Origin of the sequence: Salinisphaera sp. RV14, assembly GCF_052044135.1 — a bacterium.
Lineage (GTDB): Bacteria > Pseudomonadota > Gammaproteobacteria > Nevskiales > Salinisphaeraceae > Salinisphaera.
This window is the reverse complement of record NZ_JBQDYF010000015.1, coordinates 56,878-70,491: the sequence shown is the minus strand read 5'-3', so window position 1 is coordinate 70,491 and position 13,614 is coordinate 56,878. Positions and strand designations below refer to the sequence as shown.

At 67.0% G+C, this 13,614-nt stretch carries 15 protein-coding genes; 9 read left to right on the top strand and 6 right to left on the bottom strand.

Annotation, left to right across the window (positions count from 1 at the left end; all coding sequences use genetic code 11):
• Positions 1-3: 3 nt before the first annotated feature.
• Positions 4-486, bottom strand: a complete 483-nt coding sequence (locus ACS8Y6_RS14165) for a universal stress protein (RefSeq protein ID WP_440849495.1) — start codon at positions 484-486, stop codon at positions 4-6.
• A gap of 183 nt (positions 487-669) precedes the next feature.
• Between ACS8Y6_RS14165 and hemG the strand changes: the two genes are divergently transcribed.
• The 6 genes from hemG (at position 670) to ACS8Y6_RS14135 (ending at position 7,352) form a co-directional block, all read left to right on the top strand.
• Positions 670-2,067 carry a protoporphyrinogen oxidase gene (hemG, locus tag ACS8Y6_RS14160; protein ID WP_440849494.1) on the top strand — a complete coding sequence of 466 codons (1,398 nt, stop codon included), beginning with the start codon at positions 670-672 and terminating at the stop codon, positions 2,065-2,067.
• Positions 2,068-2,080: 13 nt separating this feature from the next.
• Entirely contained in the window at positions 2,081-2,863 is a 783-nt protein-coding gene (gene otnI / locus ACS8Y6_RS14155; protein WP_440855809.1) for a 2-oxo-tetronate isomerase, read from the top strand.
• Between the two features lie 364 nt (positions 2,864-3,227).
• Entirely contained in the window at positions 3,228-4,961 is a 1,734-nt protein-coding gene (ilvG, locus tag ACS8Y6_RS14150; protein ID WP_440849492.1) for an acetolactate synthase 2 catalytic subunit, read from the top strand.
• A gap of 3 nt (positions 4,962-4,964) precedes the next feature.
• The gene (locus tag ACS8Y6_RS14145; RefSeq protein ID WP_440855808.1) at positions 4,965-5,270 is read left to right on the top strand and encodes an ACT domain-containing protein; all 306 of its coding nucleotides are present in this window, start codon (positions 4,965-4,967) and stop codon (positions 5,268-5,270) included.
• Positions 5,271-5,400: 130 nt separating this feature from the next.
• Entirely contained in the window at positions 5,401-6,486 is a 1,086-nt protein-coding gene (locus ACS8Y6_RS14140) for a GGDEF domain-containing protein (protein ID WP_440849490.1), read from the top strand.
• Positions 6,487-6,653: 167 nt separating this feature from the next.
• Positions 6,654-7,352: a uracil-DNA glycosylase family protein gene (locus ACS8Y6_RS14135; RefSeq protein ID WP_440849489.1), complete on the top strand. Its 699-nt coding sequence runs from the start codon at positions 6,654-6,656 to the stop codon at positions 7,350-7,352.
• An 82-nt stretch (positions 7,353-7,434) separates the two neighbouring features.
• Here the strand turns inward: ACS8Y6_RS14135 and ACS8Y6_RS14130 are convergent, their stop codons facing one another.
• From ACS8Y6_RS14130 to ACS8Y6_RS14115, 4 genes are all read right to left on the bottom strand, one after another.
• Entirely contained in the window at positions 7,435-7,818 is a 384-nt protein-coding gene (locus ACS8Y6_RS14130; RefSeq protein ID WP_440855807.1) for a hypothetical protein, read from the bottom strand.
• Positions 7,819-7,902: 84 nt separating this feature from the next.
• Positions 7,903-8,631, bottom strand: a complete 729-nt coding sequence (locus ACS8Y6_RS14125) for a GNAT family N-acetyltransferase (protein WP_440849487.1) — start codon at positions 8,629-8,631, stop codon at positions 7,903-7,905.
• Positions 8,632-8,928: 297 nt separating this feature from the next.
• Positions 8,929-9,114, bottom strand: a complete 186-nt coding sequence (locus ACS8Y6_RS14120; RefSeq protein ID WP_440849486.1) for a hypothetical protein — start codon at positions 9,112-9,114, stop codon at positions 8,929-8,931.
• Positions 9,115-9,140: 26 nt separating this feature from the next.
• Positions 9,141-9,614, bottom strand: coding sequence for a GNAT family N-acetyltransferase (locus ACS8Y6_RS14115; protein WP_440855806.1), 474 nt, complete (start codon positions 9,612-9,614; stop codon positions 9,141-9,143).
• Between the two features lie 210 nt (positions 9,615-9,824).
• On the opposite strand from ACS8Y6_RS14115, the gene ACS8Y6_RS14110 reads away from it, so the two are divergent.
• Both ACS8Y6_RS14110 and ACS8Y6_RS14105 read left to right on the top strand, forming a co-directional pair.
• A complete protein-coding gene (locus tag ACS8Y6_RS14110) occupies positions 9,825-10,928 on the top strand; it encodes an aminotransferase class I/II-fold pyridoxal phosphate-dependent enzyme (protein WP_440855805.1) in 1,104 nt (367 codons plus the stop codon).
• Between the two features lie 17 nt (positions 10,929-10,945).
• Entirely contained in the window at positions 10,946-11,599 is a 654-nt protein-coding gene (locus tag ACS8Y6_RS14105; RefSeq protein ID WP_440855804.1) for a PLP-dependent aminotransferase family protein, read from the top strand.
• Here the strand turns inward: ACS8Y6_RS14105 and ACS8Y6_RS14100 are convergent.
• Positions 11,591-12,256: an HAD-IA family hydrolase gene (locus ACS8Y6_RS14100; protein WP_440849483.1), complete on the bottom strand. Its 666-nt coding sequence runs from the start codon at positions 12,254-12,256 to the stop codon at positions 11,591-11,593. The two genes, ACS8Y6_RS14105 and ACS8Y6_RS14100, sit on opposite strands and share 9 nt — an antisense overlap.
• Positions 12,257-12,426: 170 nt before the next feature.
• On the opposite strand from ACS8Y6_RS14100, the gene ACS8Y6_RS14095 reads away from it, so the two are divergent.
• Complete coding sequence (locus ACS8Y6_RS14095; RefSeq protein WP_440855803.1) at positions 12,427-13,572, top strand: GGDEF domain-containing protein; 1,146 nt, start codon at positions 12,427-12,429, stop codon at positions 13,570-13,572.
• The last annotated feature ends 42 nt before the right edge of the window (positions 13,573-13,614 follow it).

Genomic DNA, 13,614 nt, shown 5'->3' with positions numbered 1-13,614 from the left:
GGCTCAGAGGCAAAGCGCATCACGGCTGATTGGGTCGAGCGCGGCGGGCTCGGTTGCCGTGTGTTGCCGAACGATCAGGACCGAACGAGCGCTGTGCCGAACCACCTGGGCCGCCGTGCTGCCGAGCAGCACGTCCCAATGGCCGGGGTTGTGCGAGGCCATGATGATCATGTCGGCATTGAAATGGTCCGCGCGCTGCACGATCGTGCGCGCGATGGGGCCGATGCGAGCTTCGATTTCCCATGTCACGGCCTCATCGAGCCATGTCCCGGCCACGCGCTCGAGCTGGTCACAGGCGAGGCTGCCGATATCGTTCAGTTGGTCGAGGCCGACGAACGGCAGCACCCCGGCCGTGATTTCGGGAATGACGGTGAGTAGGATGACGTGGGTCGGCTTCGAGTCCGCGATGCGCTCCACGGCAGCGAAGATGCTCTTGAAAGTGGACGCCTGATTGAGATCGAGCGGTACGAGCAGGGTTTGTTGCATGGCGACGGCTCCAACGATCCGGGCTTCCAGTTTCGCCGCGCGCGGATGCCGCCGGGTTGACGTGGGTCAACCCGGCAACGGATGGAAGCGCCGGGCCGGGTGGCTGGATGGCGCCGGCATCTGCCGCAAAACCTGCCGCTCGGATGGCTATACTAAAGCCTGATTTTCTGAACGTGAGGCGTTATGCCCGAGGCCCTGGACCGAGACGTGCTGGTGGTCGGCGGTGGCGCCACCGGGCTTGCAGCAGCGTGGTCGTTGGCCAAGGCCGGTCGAGAAGTCGCGCTGCTGGAAGCCTCGGACCGGGTCGGCGGTGCCCTGCGCAGCGAGCGCATGGGCGAATGGCAGATCGAGCACGGCCCGAACACCGTGATCATGAAGCCGCCGCTGTATGCCCTGATCCGCGAGCTGTCGCTGCTGGGCGAGGCCCAGCCCGCGAACCCGAATAGCCGCAAGCGCTTCGTCGCACTCGACGGACAGCCGGTGGCACTGCCGACGCGGATCTGGAACGCGCCGGGCAACCCGCTGATTGGCTGGCGCGGCTGGGGCGGTCTGCTGCGCGAGCCGTTCGTCGGGCGTGGCCCCTCGGATGACGAAAGCCTGGCGACGTTCGTGACGCGCCGGCTGGGAACCCGGGTGCTCGAGCGTCTGGTCGATCCGTTCGTGTCGGGCGTCTACGCCGGCGACCCGCAACGCTTGTCGGCCGCGGCCGCCATGCCGCGGCTGGTGGAACTCGAGCGCGCGCACGGCTCGTTGATTCGCGGCGGACTGTCACGGCTGTTGACCTCGAACCGCGAGCCGGCATCGATGCCGCGTGAATGGCGGGGCAAGTTGCTGAGTTTCCCGCAGGGGCTGCAACGGCTCGCCGATCGGCTGGCCGAGGTCATCGCCACGCGTCCCAATGCCACGCTGGCCTGCAATTGCCGGGCCCAGCGCGTCGCGCGCGAGGGGGCATACTGGGTAGTTCTGGATGATGCCGGCCGTCGCTGGCGGGCGCCCGAGCTCGTGTTGGCGGTTCCCGCTCATGTCGCCGCACGTCTGCTGGCGTCGCTGGACCCGGCGCTGGCCAGGCCGTTGGCGGCTATCGTCTATTCGCCGGTGAATATCGTATCGCTCGGATTTCGGCGCGCCGACATCGCGCATCCGCTCGACGGTTTCGGGCTGCTGATCCCGCATCTCGAACAACGCCAGACGCTGGGTGTGTTGTTTCCATCGTCGTTGTTCCCGAACCGCGCGCCCCCGGGGCACCATCTGCTCAGCGTGTTTCTGGGCGGGCGCCGTTCGTCCGGGATCACGGACACGGACGATGCCACGCATATTGGCCAGGTGATCGCCGATCTGAGCGATCTGCTGGGGATCCGCGGTGCGCCCATCTGGCAGCGCGTCGTGCGTTGGCCGCAGGCGATTCCACAGTACGAGATCGGCCACCTCGACCGCCTGGCTGCCATCGACGCCGCTGTGGCCCATCACCCTGGGCTATCGCTCGCCGGCAACTGGCGCGATGGCATCGCCGTGGGCGATTGTCTGGACAACGGCCGGCGTGTCGGAGAGCGCGTCGCTGCACGTACCGGCCCGTCTTCCTGAAAGCGGGTTCGATATGCCGCGTTTCGCCGCCAATCTCAGCTTCATGTTCAACGAAGTCGACTTCATCGCGCGCTTTGAGCGCGCTGCCCGGGCGGGTTTCGCGGCTGTGGAGTTTCTGTTTCCCTATGTCCACGACGCCGACGAGATCGCCCGCCAGCTCGCTGCGCACGATCTCGAGCTGGTGCTGTTCAATGCCCCGCCGGGGGATTGGCAGGCCGGCGAGCGCGGCCTTGCTGCATTGCCCGGACGCCAGGCCGAGTTTCGAGCAGGGATCGAAGACGCGCTGATTCATGCCGAGCGGCTGCACTGCCCGCGGGTGCACGTCATGGCCGGCAACATGACCGCGCCGGCGGATTTCGATGCCATGCACGAGACGTTTCTCGACAACCTCGCGCATACGGCGCGCCGGTTTGCCGAGTACGGCATCACCGCGCTCATCGAGCCGATCAACAGGCGCGACATGCCGGCGTACTTCCTCAGCCGGCAGGCGGCCGCGCATGCGATCGTGCATGAGCTCGGCGCGACGAATGTGGCGGTGCAGATGGATTTCTATCATGCCCAGATCATGGACGGCGATGTCTGGCGCACCTTCCGGGCCGGCCGGGATCGCATCGGCCATATCCAGATCGCGGGCGTGCCCGAGCGGCACGAACCCGACGACGGCGAACTCAACTACCCGTGGTTGTTCGAGCGGCTCGACGCGGCGGGTTACTCTGGCTGGATCGGCTGTGAATACATCCCGCGCGATGACACGCAAGCCGGGCTGGCATGGTTTACGCCCTGGCGCCGGGGCTGAAAGACCGCAACGGCCGGAAACGGCGGCGCCTGCTGCGGACGGCGACAAGATGGGCACAGGCGCGGGCCGCGGTGAAACGGCAACATGCCGCAGCGGTGTTGACAGCCGAGCGGCGGCGCCGTAGCTTCTGACTCCGTTGTTATCGGAAGCCGGCTCGACCGCACAGTCATGCTGTTCAATGTCATCAACGTACGCATCGTAGGCGCCCTGGTGGTACTCGTATCCACCGGGGGTTTTGGCGTGCGTGAGGCGATGAGATAGACCGACATCCGATCACCCAGCACTTCGAAGCCCCCGGCACCGCAAGGTTCCGGGGGTTTTTTTTGGCCGGTCGACCGGCAAGACGATCAATGGCAGACAGGCGATGAACGCGGCACAACAAATCCTGGAAATCTTCGAGGCGCACGGCATCGATACCGTGTTCGGTTATCCCGGCGGTTGCATCATGCCGCTGTACGACGCGCTGGTGGACAGCGCCAGGGTCACCCATGTGCTGTGCCGGCACGAACAGGGCTGTGCGCTCGCCGCCGATGGCTATGCCCGATCCAGCGGCCGGGTCGGCGTGGCCATTGCCACCTCGGGCCCGGGCGCGACTAACCTGATCACCGGCGTCGCCAACGCGCACCGCGATTCGGTGCCGATGGTGGTGATCACCGGGCAGACGCCCTCGACCCTGATCGGCACGGATGCCTTCCAGGAAGTCGATGTGCTCGGCATGACGCTGGATATCGTCAAGCACAGTGCGCTCGTGACCCGGTCCGAAGACGTCGGCCCGGCCATCGACCAGGCGCTGCGGCTGGCGGCCAACGGCCGGCCGGGGCCGGTCTGGATCGATATCCCGAAGGAGGTGCTGCAGGGTGAGGTGACGGTCGCGGCGCGCATCGCGGCCGCCGAGCCCCGGCGTGCGCCGGCCCGCGGCGCGTCGGACGCGGAACTCGCGTCCATCCTCGATCTGTTGCGCCGGGCGCGGCGACCGTTGCTCTACAGCGGGGGCGGCGTGAGCCGGGGCGGCGCCGAGGCGGCATTCCGGGATTTTGTGGCGGCCTCGGGCCTGCCGCATGTGCACAGCCTCAACGGCATCGGCAACGCCGGACGCGCGCCCGCCGAGGATCTGGGCATGCTCGGCATGCATGGTTCGAAGGCGGCCAATCAGGCGGTCGATGCCTGCGATCTGCTGTTGGTGGTGGGCGCGCGGCTCGATGACCGGGCCACCGGGCGCCTGGACGGTTTTGCGCCGAATGCACGGCTGATCCATCTCGATATCGACGCCGCCGAGCTGAACAAGTTGCGCGGCGCCGAGTTTGCCCTGCGCGGCGAACTCGGCCCCATGTTGTCGGGTCTGGCCGCGGTACTGGCCGCGCGCCCGCTGGCGATCGCGGCCTGGCGGCGCCAGTGCCGGGATTGGCGCGCGCGCGATGGTTTCAAGGCCACGAGTCCCGTCGATCCGGCGGCGCCGGTCGCGGGCCCGGCGTTCGTGCGGGCGCTGTCGGCGGCTGCCCCCGCCGACGCCATTGTCGCCTGTGACGTGGGCCAGCATCAGATGTGGGTGGCCCAGCATTTCGTCTTCGATGCGCCGCGCAATCATCTGAGCAGCGGCGGCCTGGGCACGATGGGCTACGGCCTGCCGGCGGCGATCGGCGCCCAGTTCGCGTATCCGGCGCGCACGGTCATCAACGTCGCCGGCGATGGCTCGTTCATGATGAACGTCCAGGAACTGGCCACGATTCGCCGGCATCGTCTGCCGGTGAAGATTGTGCTCGCCGACAATGCCTGTCTGGGGCTGGTGCGCCAGCAGCAGGAGCTGTTCTACGCCAACCGCGAAAGCCAGATCGATCTGGACGATAATCCGGACTTCGCCGCACTCGCGGCCGCCTTCGATATCCCGACGCATCGGGTGACCTGCTGGGGCGAGATCGAATCCGGCCTGCGGGCCCTGTTCGCCGCCCCCGGTGCGGCCTTGTTGCACGTCGCGATCGACCGCGCGGACAACGTGTGGCCGACCGTCGCGCCCGGGCGCCCCAACCGCGAGATGCTGCACGCCGCATCGTCGTCCCCCCAACCGCTGACCGCTGCCAGGCGGTCGATTGCCGAGGCCTGAGCCATGTCCTGTAATCATAGTGCCGAGCATCATCGCTTCACCTGCTGCCTGTATTTCGAGCCGGCCGGCCTGGAGCGCCTGCTGCAGGTCGTGCGTCGCCGCGGGTTCGTGGTCGAGCGCATGCACGCCGAACACGATGCCGAGGGCTTGCATGTGGATTTGACGGTTTCCGGCAACCGCTCGCCGGAAACGCTGCGGGCGCAGATCGACCGGATTCATACCGTGCGCTCGGTGCAGCGACCGCTGGAGCCGCGTTTCATCGCCGGCGAAATGACAGCGCCGGCGGCGGGGCTGCGGCCGGCCGTCTGAGCCGACCGCCTGCCGGATAGGGATTCGCCGGGCGCTGTTGTAAGCTGGGCGTAACACGTCGTCGCCACGGCCCGCAGCCTTGCACGGTGTGGCAAACGGACCTGCGGCTGGCTGACGGGGGAAAACGGGGATGAGCCTGGCAACGGACGCGCGTCGGACCACGGCGCATGCGGCGTTCTGGATGATGACGCGGCGGGTCACGATTCTGGCGGCCGGCGTCGATATCGTGTTCTTCGGCTTTTTTCTGTGGGCCGGCTCGCCGTTACTGGCGTGGCTGAACGTGCTGAGCGTCGGTCTCTACGCCGCGGCCAATCGCCTGCTGGTGTGGCGCCGGAATCGCGTCGCGCTGGTACTGATCTGGCTGGAGGTGGTCGGTCATGCCGTGATCGGCACCCTGTGGGTCGGCTGGGAGGCCGGCTTCAATTACTACCTGTTGATGTTCATTCCGGCGATCATGGTCAGCGGCGACTGGCCCCGGGTCGGCGTGCCCCTGGGCATGCTGTTTCTGACCTACCTCGGGTTGCATGCGGCTTCCAGCGAGCTCGGTCCGCTCGCGCCGATCGATAACACGGCGCTTGTGCTGCTGAATGTCTTCAATATATTCATTTTCTTCACGATGGCGAGTTACACCGCGCGTTTCTATTATCTGCTGGTGCGCCGCACCGAAGGGCGCCTGCGCGAGCATGCCAGGCGCGACGCGCTGACCGGTTTATTCAACCGACGCCATCTGATCGAACTCGCCGATGGCGAGATGGCGCGCGCCCGGCGCGACGATACGCCGTTATCACTGGCGCTCGTCGACATCGATCATTTCAAGCAGATCAACGACGGGCTCGGGCACGACGTCGGCGACCGGGTGCTGGTTCACGTCAGCGCGCTGTTTCTGGCGTGTTGCCGCGCCTCGGATACCGTGGCCCGCTGGGGCGGCGAGGAATTTCTCTTTCTGTTGCCGAACACCGATGCCGACGCGGCGTTCCACTTCGCCGAACGCGTACGCCGGGCCGTGGCCGGCCAGCCGTTGACATCGGAGCACACGGACGTGGCTTGTACCGTCTCGCTCGGTGTCACCACGCTGGCCCCCGGGGAGACGCTGGAAGACGCAATCGCCCGGGCGGACCAAGCGTTGTATGGCAGCAAGTCGGCCGGGCGCGACCGGGTGACGCGGGCCGGTACCGCGCCCGCGATCACCGATTGGGACGGGCGGGCGGCCTGCTGAATATCCGTCTCGCACCCGCCGTGATGCGTGATTCCTCGCGCACTCGTGTGCGGCCGGGCCGAACGTGCCAGACCCGGCCAGGGGCGACGAAGGTCGCGGAAACCGTGGCACTGATATAGTGCGCGCCTTGTGTGCCCTGCGGCGCGCCGATGTAACGAAATAGTGCGATGAAACAGTCACAGCGCCAGGCGTTTCGCGAACTCGCCGCCGACACCCAAGGTATCGATATCGAGGCCTACGCCCGGTTCGACAAGGACCCGCTCGAGCCCATCATTGGGCTCGGCCGGGCCGATGCCCGGATCGGTTTTTTCGGCCGCGACCCGGGGCGAGACGAGATCAAGCACGGCGAGCCCTTCATCGGCGCCGGCGGGCAACTCGTGCGCAAGACGATCTACCGGCATCTGTACGCCGAAGACATGCCGGATTTCGAGGCGTCGCGGGAACTGGGGCGGTTGTTTTTCTGGATCAACACGGTGCCGTACAAGCCGGTGGGCAACAAGGCCTGGTCGATGAAGGTCAAGCGCCGCTTCCAGCCGCTGATGAACACGTTGCTGATCGAGCAGTGGCAGGGGCGTTCGCTGATCACGCTCGGGCGCGAGGCCTTTCTCTGGTTCGGCATCGGTCAGCCGAAGGACCAGCGCCGGCGTATCGAGGCCTTCTGGCAGCGCGAGGATCGTTTCGAGTCGTCCATCGACGTGGCTCTGGCGACGGCAACAGGCGCCTCCCAGACCTTCACCATCCATCCGCTGCCGCACCCCTCACCGTTGAATGCGACCTGGTACAAACGTTTCCCCGACCTGCTGCGCGGCCGGTTGGGCGCGCTCGATGCGCGTCCGGGGCGGCTGACGCTCGACGCCCACGACTGAAGCCGAGCGCTCCCCCGGGGCCGGTACGCTCCGGACATAACGGCTCTCGAAGGCGCGCCGCCCGGGCCGTCATCGCGCCCGGTCAGGCGTCGTCGCGATCGTGCGGGATGGCGCGCCAGTGGCCGTCGTCGCTGTGTTCGAGCAGCAGATCGCGGGTAACGGTATCACTGCCGTTGGGCGTGACTAGGTCGTAGCGCACGCGCATGTCGTAGTCGCCGTCGTCCAGCCGCTGCTGTTTCAGCACGGTGACATGTTTCACCTGCACCTGTGTTGGATCGGGCGAGCCGAGGGCGCGCAGCAGACGAATGGCGGAATCGCCGCCGAGCGTATTCGCGAGCGAATCCACCTGCGACAGATCGGCACGGACGTTGCTCTGGATTGCGGCCTGCAGGGCATCGTGGCTTGGGCCGCGAGCGCAGCCCGCGAGCAGGGCGACGAGCATGGCAAGGATAAAACGACGCGCCAACATCGGAACTCCGCATCGGGGGATGTCTCGCGATGTTGAGCGCGTCTGTCTGCACGCCGCATGAACCGGCGCGGGCCGGAATATTCAGGTGGCCGCTTTGCCGGCGGGCGCGGGCATGAAGGCCGACAACGAACGGCGCTGGCGCCCGCGGGCATCGAAGTTGTCAGGGGCCAGCCAGGCCGTGAGCGCAGCGTCGATGGCCGGCCATTCGCGGTCGATGACCGAAAACCAGGCGGTATCACGGCTGCGGCCGTTGTAAACCACGGCTTGCCGGAAGACACCCTCGAACTGAAATCCGAGCCGCTCGGCCGCACGCCGGGACGGCGCGTTCAGCGCATCGCACTTCCATTCGTAGCGGCGGTAGCCGAGTTCGAAGGCTCGCCGCATCATCAACACCATCGCCTCGGTGGCGGCCGGGGTACGTCGCAGCCGCTGCGTGAAATGCAGATGCCCCACCTCGATCACGCCGTTGGCCGGGTCGATGCGCAAATAGCTCGCGACGCCGACCGGTCGTTCGCTTTGGATATCGATGATCGCGAAGAACAAGGGGTCGTTGCCGGCAGCCATCCGGGCGACCCAGTCGCGATAGTCGGCGGCGCAGGTGAACGGCCCATAGCCCAGATAGGTCCAGCCGGCGGGGTCGTCGTCCTCGGCAATCCGGGCGTAGAGGGCGTCGGCGTGCCGCGCCAGCGATAGGGCTTCCAGACGACAGAAGCGCCCGATCATGGCCTCGCGCGACGGCGCCGCTGGCGGCTGCCAGTCGGGCAGGGCGGGGCCGATCGGCTGGCCGTGGCGATTGATGGTGGCGGACATGACATCAAGCGATGGGATTGACGCAGCCAGTCTGTACGACGACTGGTCCCGGCGTAAGATCCAATAATGACGCGTTCGGTAGCGCCAGTGAATCAGACCGTGGGCTGCGCAGCGTGGGTCGTGAATGGTCTGCGCCTGGCTCTTGACCGGCGATCGGCCGCCAGTCAGGCGTTCAGTGCCGCTGTGATCGCCGGCCATTCGCGATCGATGATTGAAAACCAGGCGGTATTACGGCTGCGCCCGTCGTAGACGACCGCCCGGCGTAACACGGCTTCGAACTGGCATCCCGCCCGCTCGTCAGCGCGCCTTGACGGGCATGCAGGCACCGTATTTCCGTTCGTAACGGCAATAACCGCGTTCGAATGCTCGCCGCATCATGACGGCCTCGGTCGCGGCCGGCGTGCGCCGCAGCCGGTGGGTGAAATGCAGATGCCCGACCTCGATCACGCCGTTGGCTGGGTCGATGCGCAGATAGCTGGCCACGCCGGGCGGTCAACTGCAGCGAATCTTTAGATTCCTGATCCCCTCGGTCGCAGATCCCACTGGTACATGATGAAGTCGCTGGGACCGGACGTATAGCGGTCATAAAGCCCTCGCCCGCGTTCGTTGTAATACTGTGTGACCCAACGTACGACAGGCCAATCACGCTCGGCCGCTATCGACCCGAGCCGGTCGAATAATGCGTCTGCCGCACCGCTGCCTCTTGCCTCGGGTAAAACGAACATATCATCGGCAAACCCCATGTCACGGCCACTTAGAGGGCGCGGGCAAGAACGGAAATGGAGTAGCCCGACCGCGCGCTCATCCGAGTTCCGAACCAGCAGACCTTCCAGGACGTGCTCTGGATCGCGCAGCCATCCCCAAACACTGTCAGCGATCGCATCAGTCATATCCGTCTTATAGAAGGCTGCGTAGCCATCGAACAACGGGCGCCATTCGGATTTATCCTTATCCGACAACAGGTGCGTTGTAAATTTCGTCATAGTCGAGTGGCTCCTTCAAATATATGACGCATCGGCGTAACGGGCCGGCGAGAGCGGTTCGAGGCAACCGAAGCGGCCGGTCATTGCTTCGCGTGACGGCGCCTGCGGGGGTTCCAGTTCGGCAGGGCGGAGCCGGAGGCATGGCATCGAGCGCCGGGAATATGACGTGCCCAGTCTGTAACGTGATTGGTTCCAGCGTAAGATCCGATCATGGCCACTTCGATGGAACCAGTGAAACCCGCGGTCGACGCCCGGGCATGGGTGGTGGACGGGCTACGCCGGGTACTCAGCCAGCGCCATCCGGAGACTACGCTCGCGCGTTGTCTCTACGATGCTCTGCGCGGGTGGATTCAGTCGGGCGAACTGGCGGTGGGGGCCCGCCTGCCGTCGTCGCGTGTTCTGGCCGGAGAGCTCGGCATCGGCCGCAATACGGCGCTGGCCGCTCTCGATCATCTGAGCGCCGAGGGTTTCGTCGTCGCCCGGCCGGGCGCAGGGTTGTATGTGGCCGATACCCGCTTCGAGCGGCCGGCCGATAGCGGCGCTGCGACGGCGACCCGCGCGGCGGGGTTGTCGGAACGCGGGCGCGCCTTGCTGGCATGGTCCAATCCTTCGTCGGGGGCATCGCATGGGGCTTTCATGCCGGGCGTACCGGCGCTGGATGCGTTCCCCTGGGGCCCGTGGCAACGACTGCTGCGGCGACACCGGAGCCGCCAGCGCGGGCGGTGGCTGGACTACGGCGCCGAGGGCGGCCATCCGGCGCTCAAGGCGGCGGTCGCGGATTACGTCAATATTGTGCGCAACGTGCGCTGTCGGGCCGACCAGATTCTGATCACGCACGGCGCCCAACATGCCTTCGACCTGGTCGCGCGCATGCTGGCCGATCCGGGCGATGTGGCGTGGGTGGAGGAGCCCGGCTATGCCGGCGCCCGGGCCGCCTTTGCCGCGGGCGGGTTGTCGCTGGCGCCGCTGCCGGTCGATGGCGACGGGCTGGACCCGGCGGCCGGAGCGAGCGACCCCAGGCTGATGCACCTGACCCCGTCGAAGGTGTCCTATCATGGGTATTTTGTCGCATTCAGCGAGGCGGCGCGCGTTCGTGGCAAGGCGCGACGCGCCGGCCAGGGCATCCCCCTGGCCAAGCGGCGCAACGCCGTCCACGGGCGCGCGCCGCCTCGCCCCACACCCGATATTCCGAAGGGAACGCCTGTGCGCGCCCATCACCGCGTTGCGCTCCTTTGCCATAGGCACACTATGGCGCAGTCGCGCGTCTTGTGCTGCGCGCGCGCAGGCGTTCTGAATACGGCAAAATACCCATGACAGGGCACTAGTTCCCGATGGGCGCGACGCTGTCGATGGCACGCCGGCTCGCGCTGATCGACCGGGCGCGTCGGCGCGATGCCTGGATCATCGAGGACGATTACGACAGCGAGTTCCGTTATGCCTCGGCGCCGCTGTCGGCCATGCAGGGGCTGGCCGCGCGGGCCGACGGCGAGGGGCCGGTGCTTTATGTCGGCACGTTCAGCAAGACGATGTATCCCGGCCTGCGGCTCGGCTACGTCGTCCTGCCGCCGGCGCTGGTGGGGCCGATGCGCCGGGCCAACGTCCGCCAGTTCCGCGAGGGCGATTATGTCCTGCAGGCCGCGCTGGCCGAGTTCATGCACGGCGGCGGTTATGCCCGGCACGTGGCCCGCATGCGCCGGCTGTATGCGCGGCGCCAGCAGTGTTTGCGCGATGTACTCGGCACCGGCACCCGGCTGATCGGCGGGGCGGCGGGCCTGCATGTGGTGCTGCCGCTGGATACGCGCGATGGGGAGCGCCGGCTGGTCGCCGCGGCCGCCGAGCGCGGCATCGCGCTCGCGCCGCTGTCGGGGTATTTCATGCGCCCGCGGGGCCAGCCCGGCCTGGTGCTGGGCTACGCCAATGCGACCGAAGCCGGTATCGAGCGCGCCGGCGGCTGGCTTGCGCGGCGGTTGCGGCGCCTAAGGTAGATGGATGCGCAGCCGGCCGTCGCTCTGCACCTGCGACGACACGCCGCGGTAATCACGGATGCTCGGATGCCCGGTATCCCGCGCTGCCGAATGCAGTGCCGTAATCACCACCACCGCGGCGCCGACGGCTTCGGCGGCCTGCACGCCGGCGATGGCGTCCTCGAAGATCAGGCAACGGTCAGCGCTCACGCCCAGGCGTTCGGCGCCGAGCCGGAAGGCGTCTGGCGCCGGCTTGCCGCGGGTCACGTCGTCGCCGGCGACCAGGGTATCGGGTTGCGGCAGGCCGGCGGCCTCGATACGGCGCTCGGCCAGGCGGCGCGACGCCGAGGTGACGATCGCCCAGCGGTCGCGCGGCAGCCCGCCCAGGAAGTCGGCCGCGCCGGTGATGGGCTCGATCCCCGCCACATCCGCGATTTCGGCCTCGAGTATGGCTTCGGCCTCGGCCTGTGGGTCGATATCCGTCAGGCCGCTGTCGCGTACGCTGTCGATCGCCCGCTTGCCGTGAATGGTGGGCAAAAAGGCGGCGACATCCAGTCCGTGGCGGTTGGCCCATTGGGTCCAGACACGCTCGGCGGCGGCGATCGAGGTCAGAACGGTGCCGTCCATGTCGAACAGCAGGGCATCGAAGGCGGGGTGCGCGGTGCTCGGATGGGCCATCGGGGTGCAGAACCTGGAAACGAAGCGGCCAAGCCTACCTTGAGACGGCGTACTTGTCCCGTGCCGTTCGTCCGGCGCCGGGTATCGTTGTAACCGCGTCTGCGTATACTGGCGGTGACGGTCCGGTGCCCGATGCACAGGGGCGATGGTGATCAACACGGAGGGAAAACGTGGCCGGACACGACGTGCGTTGGGGCGAGATGATCCACGGCGCACGCATTTTTCTGACGACGACGCATGGTGCGATCTACCTGGCGGCCAAGCGCGCCGATTTTTCCGAATTCACCCGGGGCACGCTGCTCGTCACGGCGCTGTTTATGATCACGGCCATCGCCTGGGACTTCGCGATCGACCCGGTGAACGCGCGGCGGGTAATCTGGTTGCGGTGTCTGGAGTCGGCCCTGGTCCTGCTGTGGGCGCTGGCGAGCTGGCGCAATGTGCATGCGCCCATGGCACGGGCGCTCGCCATCCTGGGCCCGCTGGGCGTCGAGGCAACATTCGTTCATGTTCTCGGCGTCCTCGATCAGGGCGCGTCCTTCGGCATGGGCGGGTTCCTGTACTTCTTTATTTTTGTGCCGTTTCTGACGCTCGTGCAGCCGCTGGCGTTTTCCGTGGCCGTTCTGGTGCTGATCGCGGTCTGCCCGCCGATTCTCGGTGCTTGCGGCGTTACCGCCGATCTCGATTGGTGGGTGTACGCGGCGTACATCGGCCTGGTGATCGGGCCGGTAATGCTCATTCTGTTGATGTTCGAGTATCTGTACTGGACGGTATTTCGCTATCGCGAACAGGTCGAGGTCCAGGCGGTGACCGACGGTCTGACGCGGCTGGCGAACCGGCGTTACTTCATGGCCGAGGCGGCTGCTCGGCTGGGCCGCCAGAATGCACGCGGCGGGGCGGCCAGCCTGTTGTTCATCGACATCGACCGCTTCAAGGCCGTCAACGACGCCCATGGCCATGCAATCGGCGACCAGGTGCTTACCCATGTGGTGGCGCGGCTGCGCCAGGTGCTGCGCGATGGTGACCTGATCGCGCGCTACGGCGGCGAGGAGTTCGTGGCGCTGCTTTCGGACACCGATACCGAGCGGGCGGTGGCGGTGGCCGAACGCATACGGCAGGCGGTTCGAACGGCGCCCTGTGACATCAACGCATGCGGCCAGTCTCTTACGTCCACCGTGAGCATCGGTATCGCGACGCATCGCGCGGAACAGCCGATCGATCTCGACCGGCTTATCGTCGACGCCGATCACGCGGTCTACGAGGCCAAGCGCACCGGCCGGGACCGCGTGGTCGCCGCCGTAACCCAGGCGCAAGCGTAGGCGATCGATTTGAACGGGCCTGGGCGGCCCGGCCGTGACGCG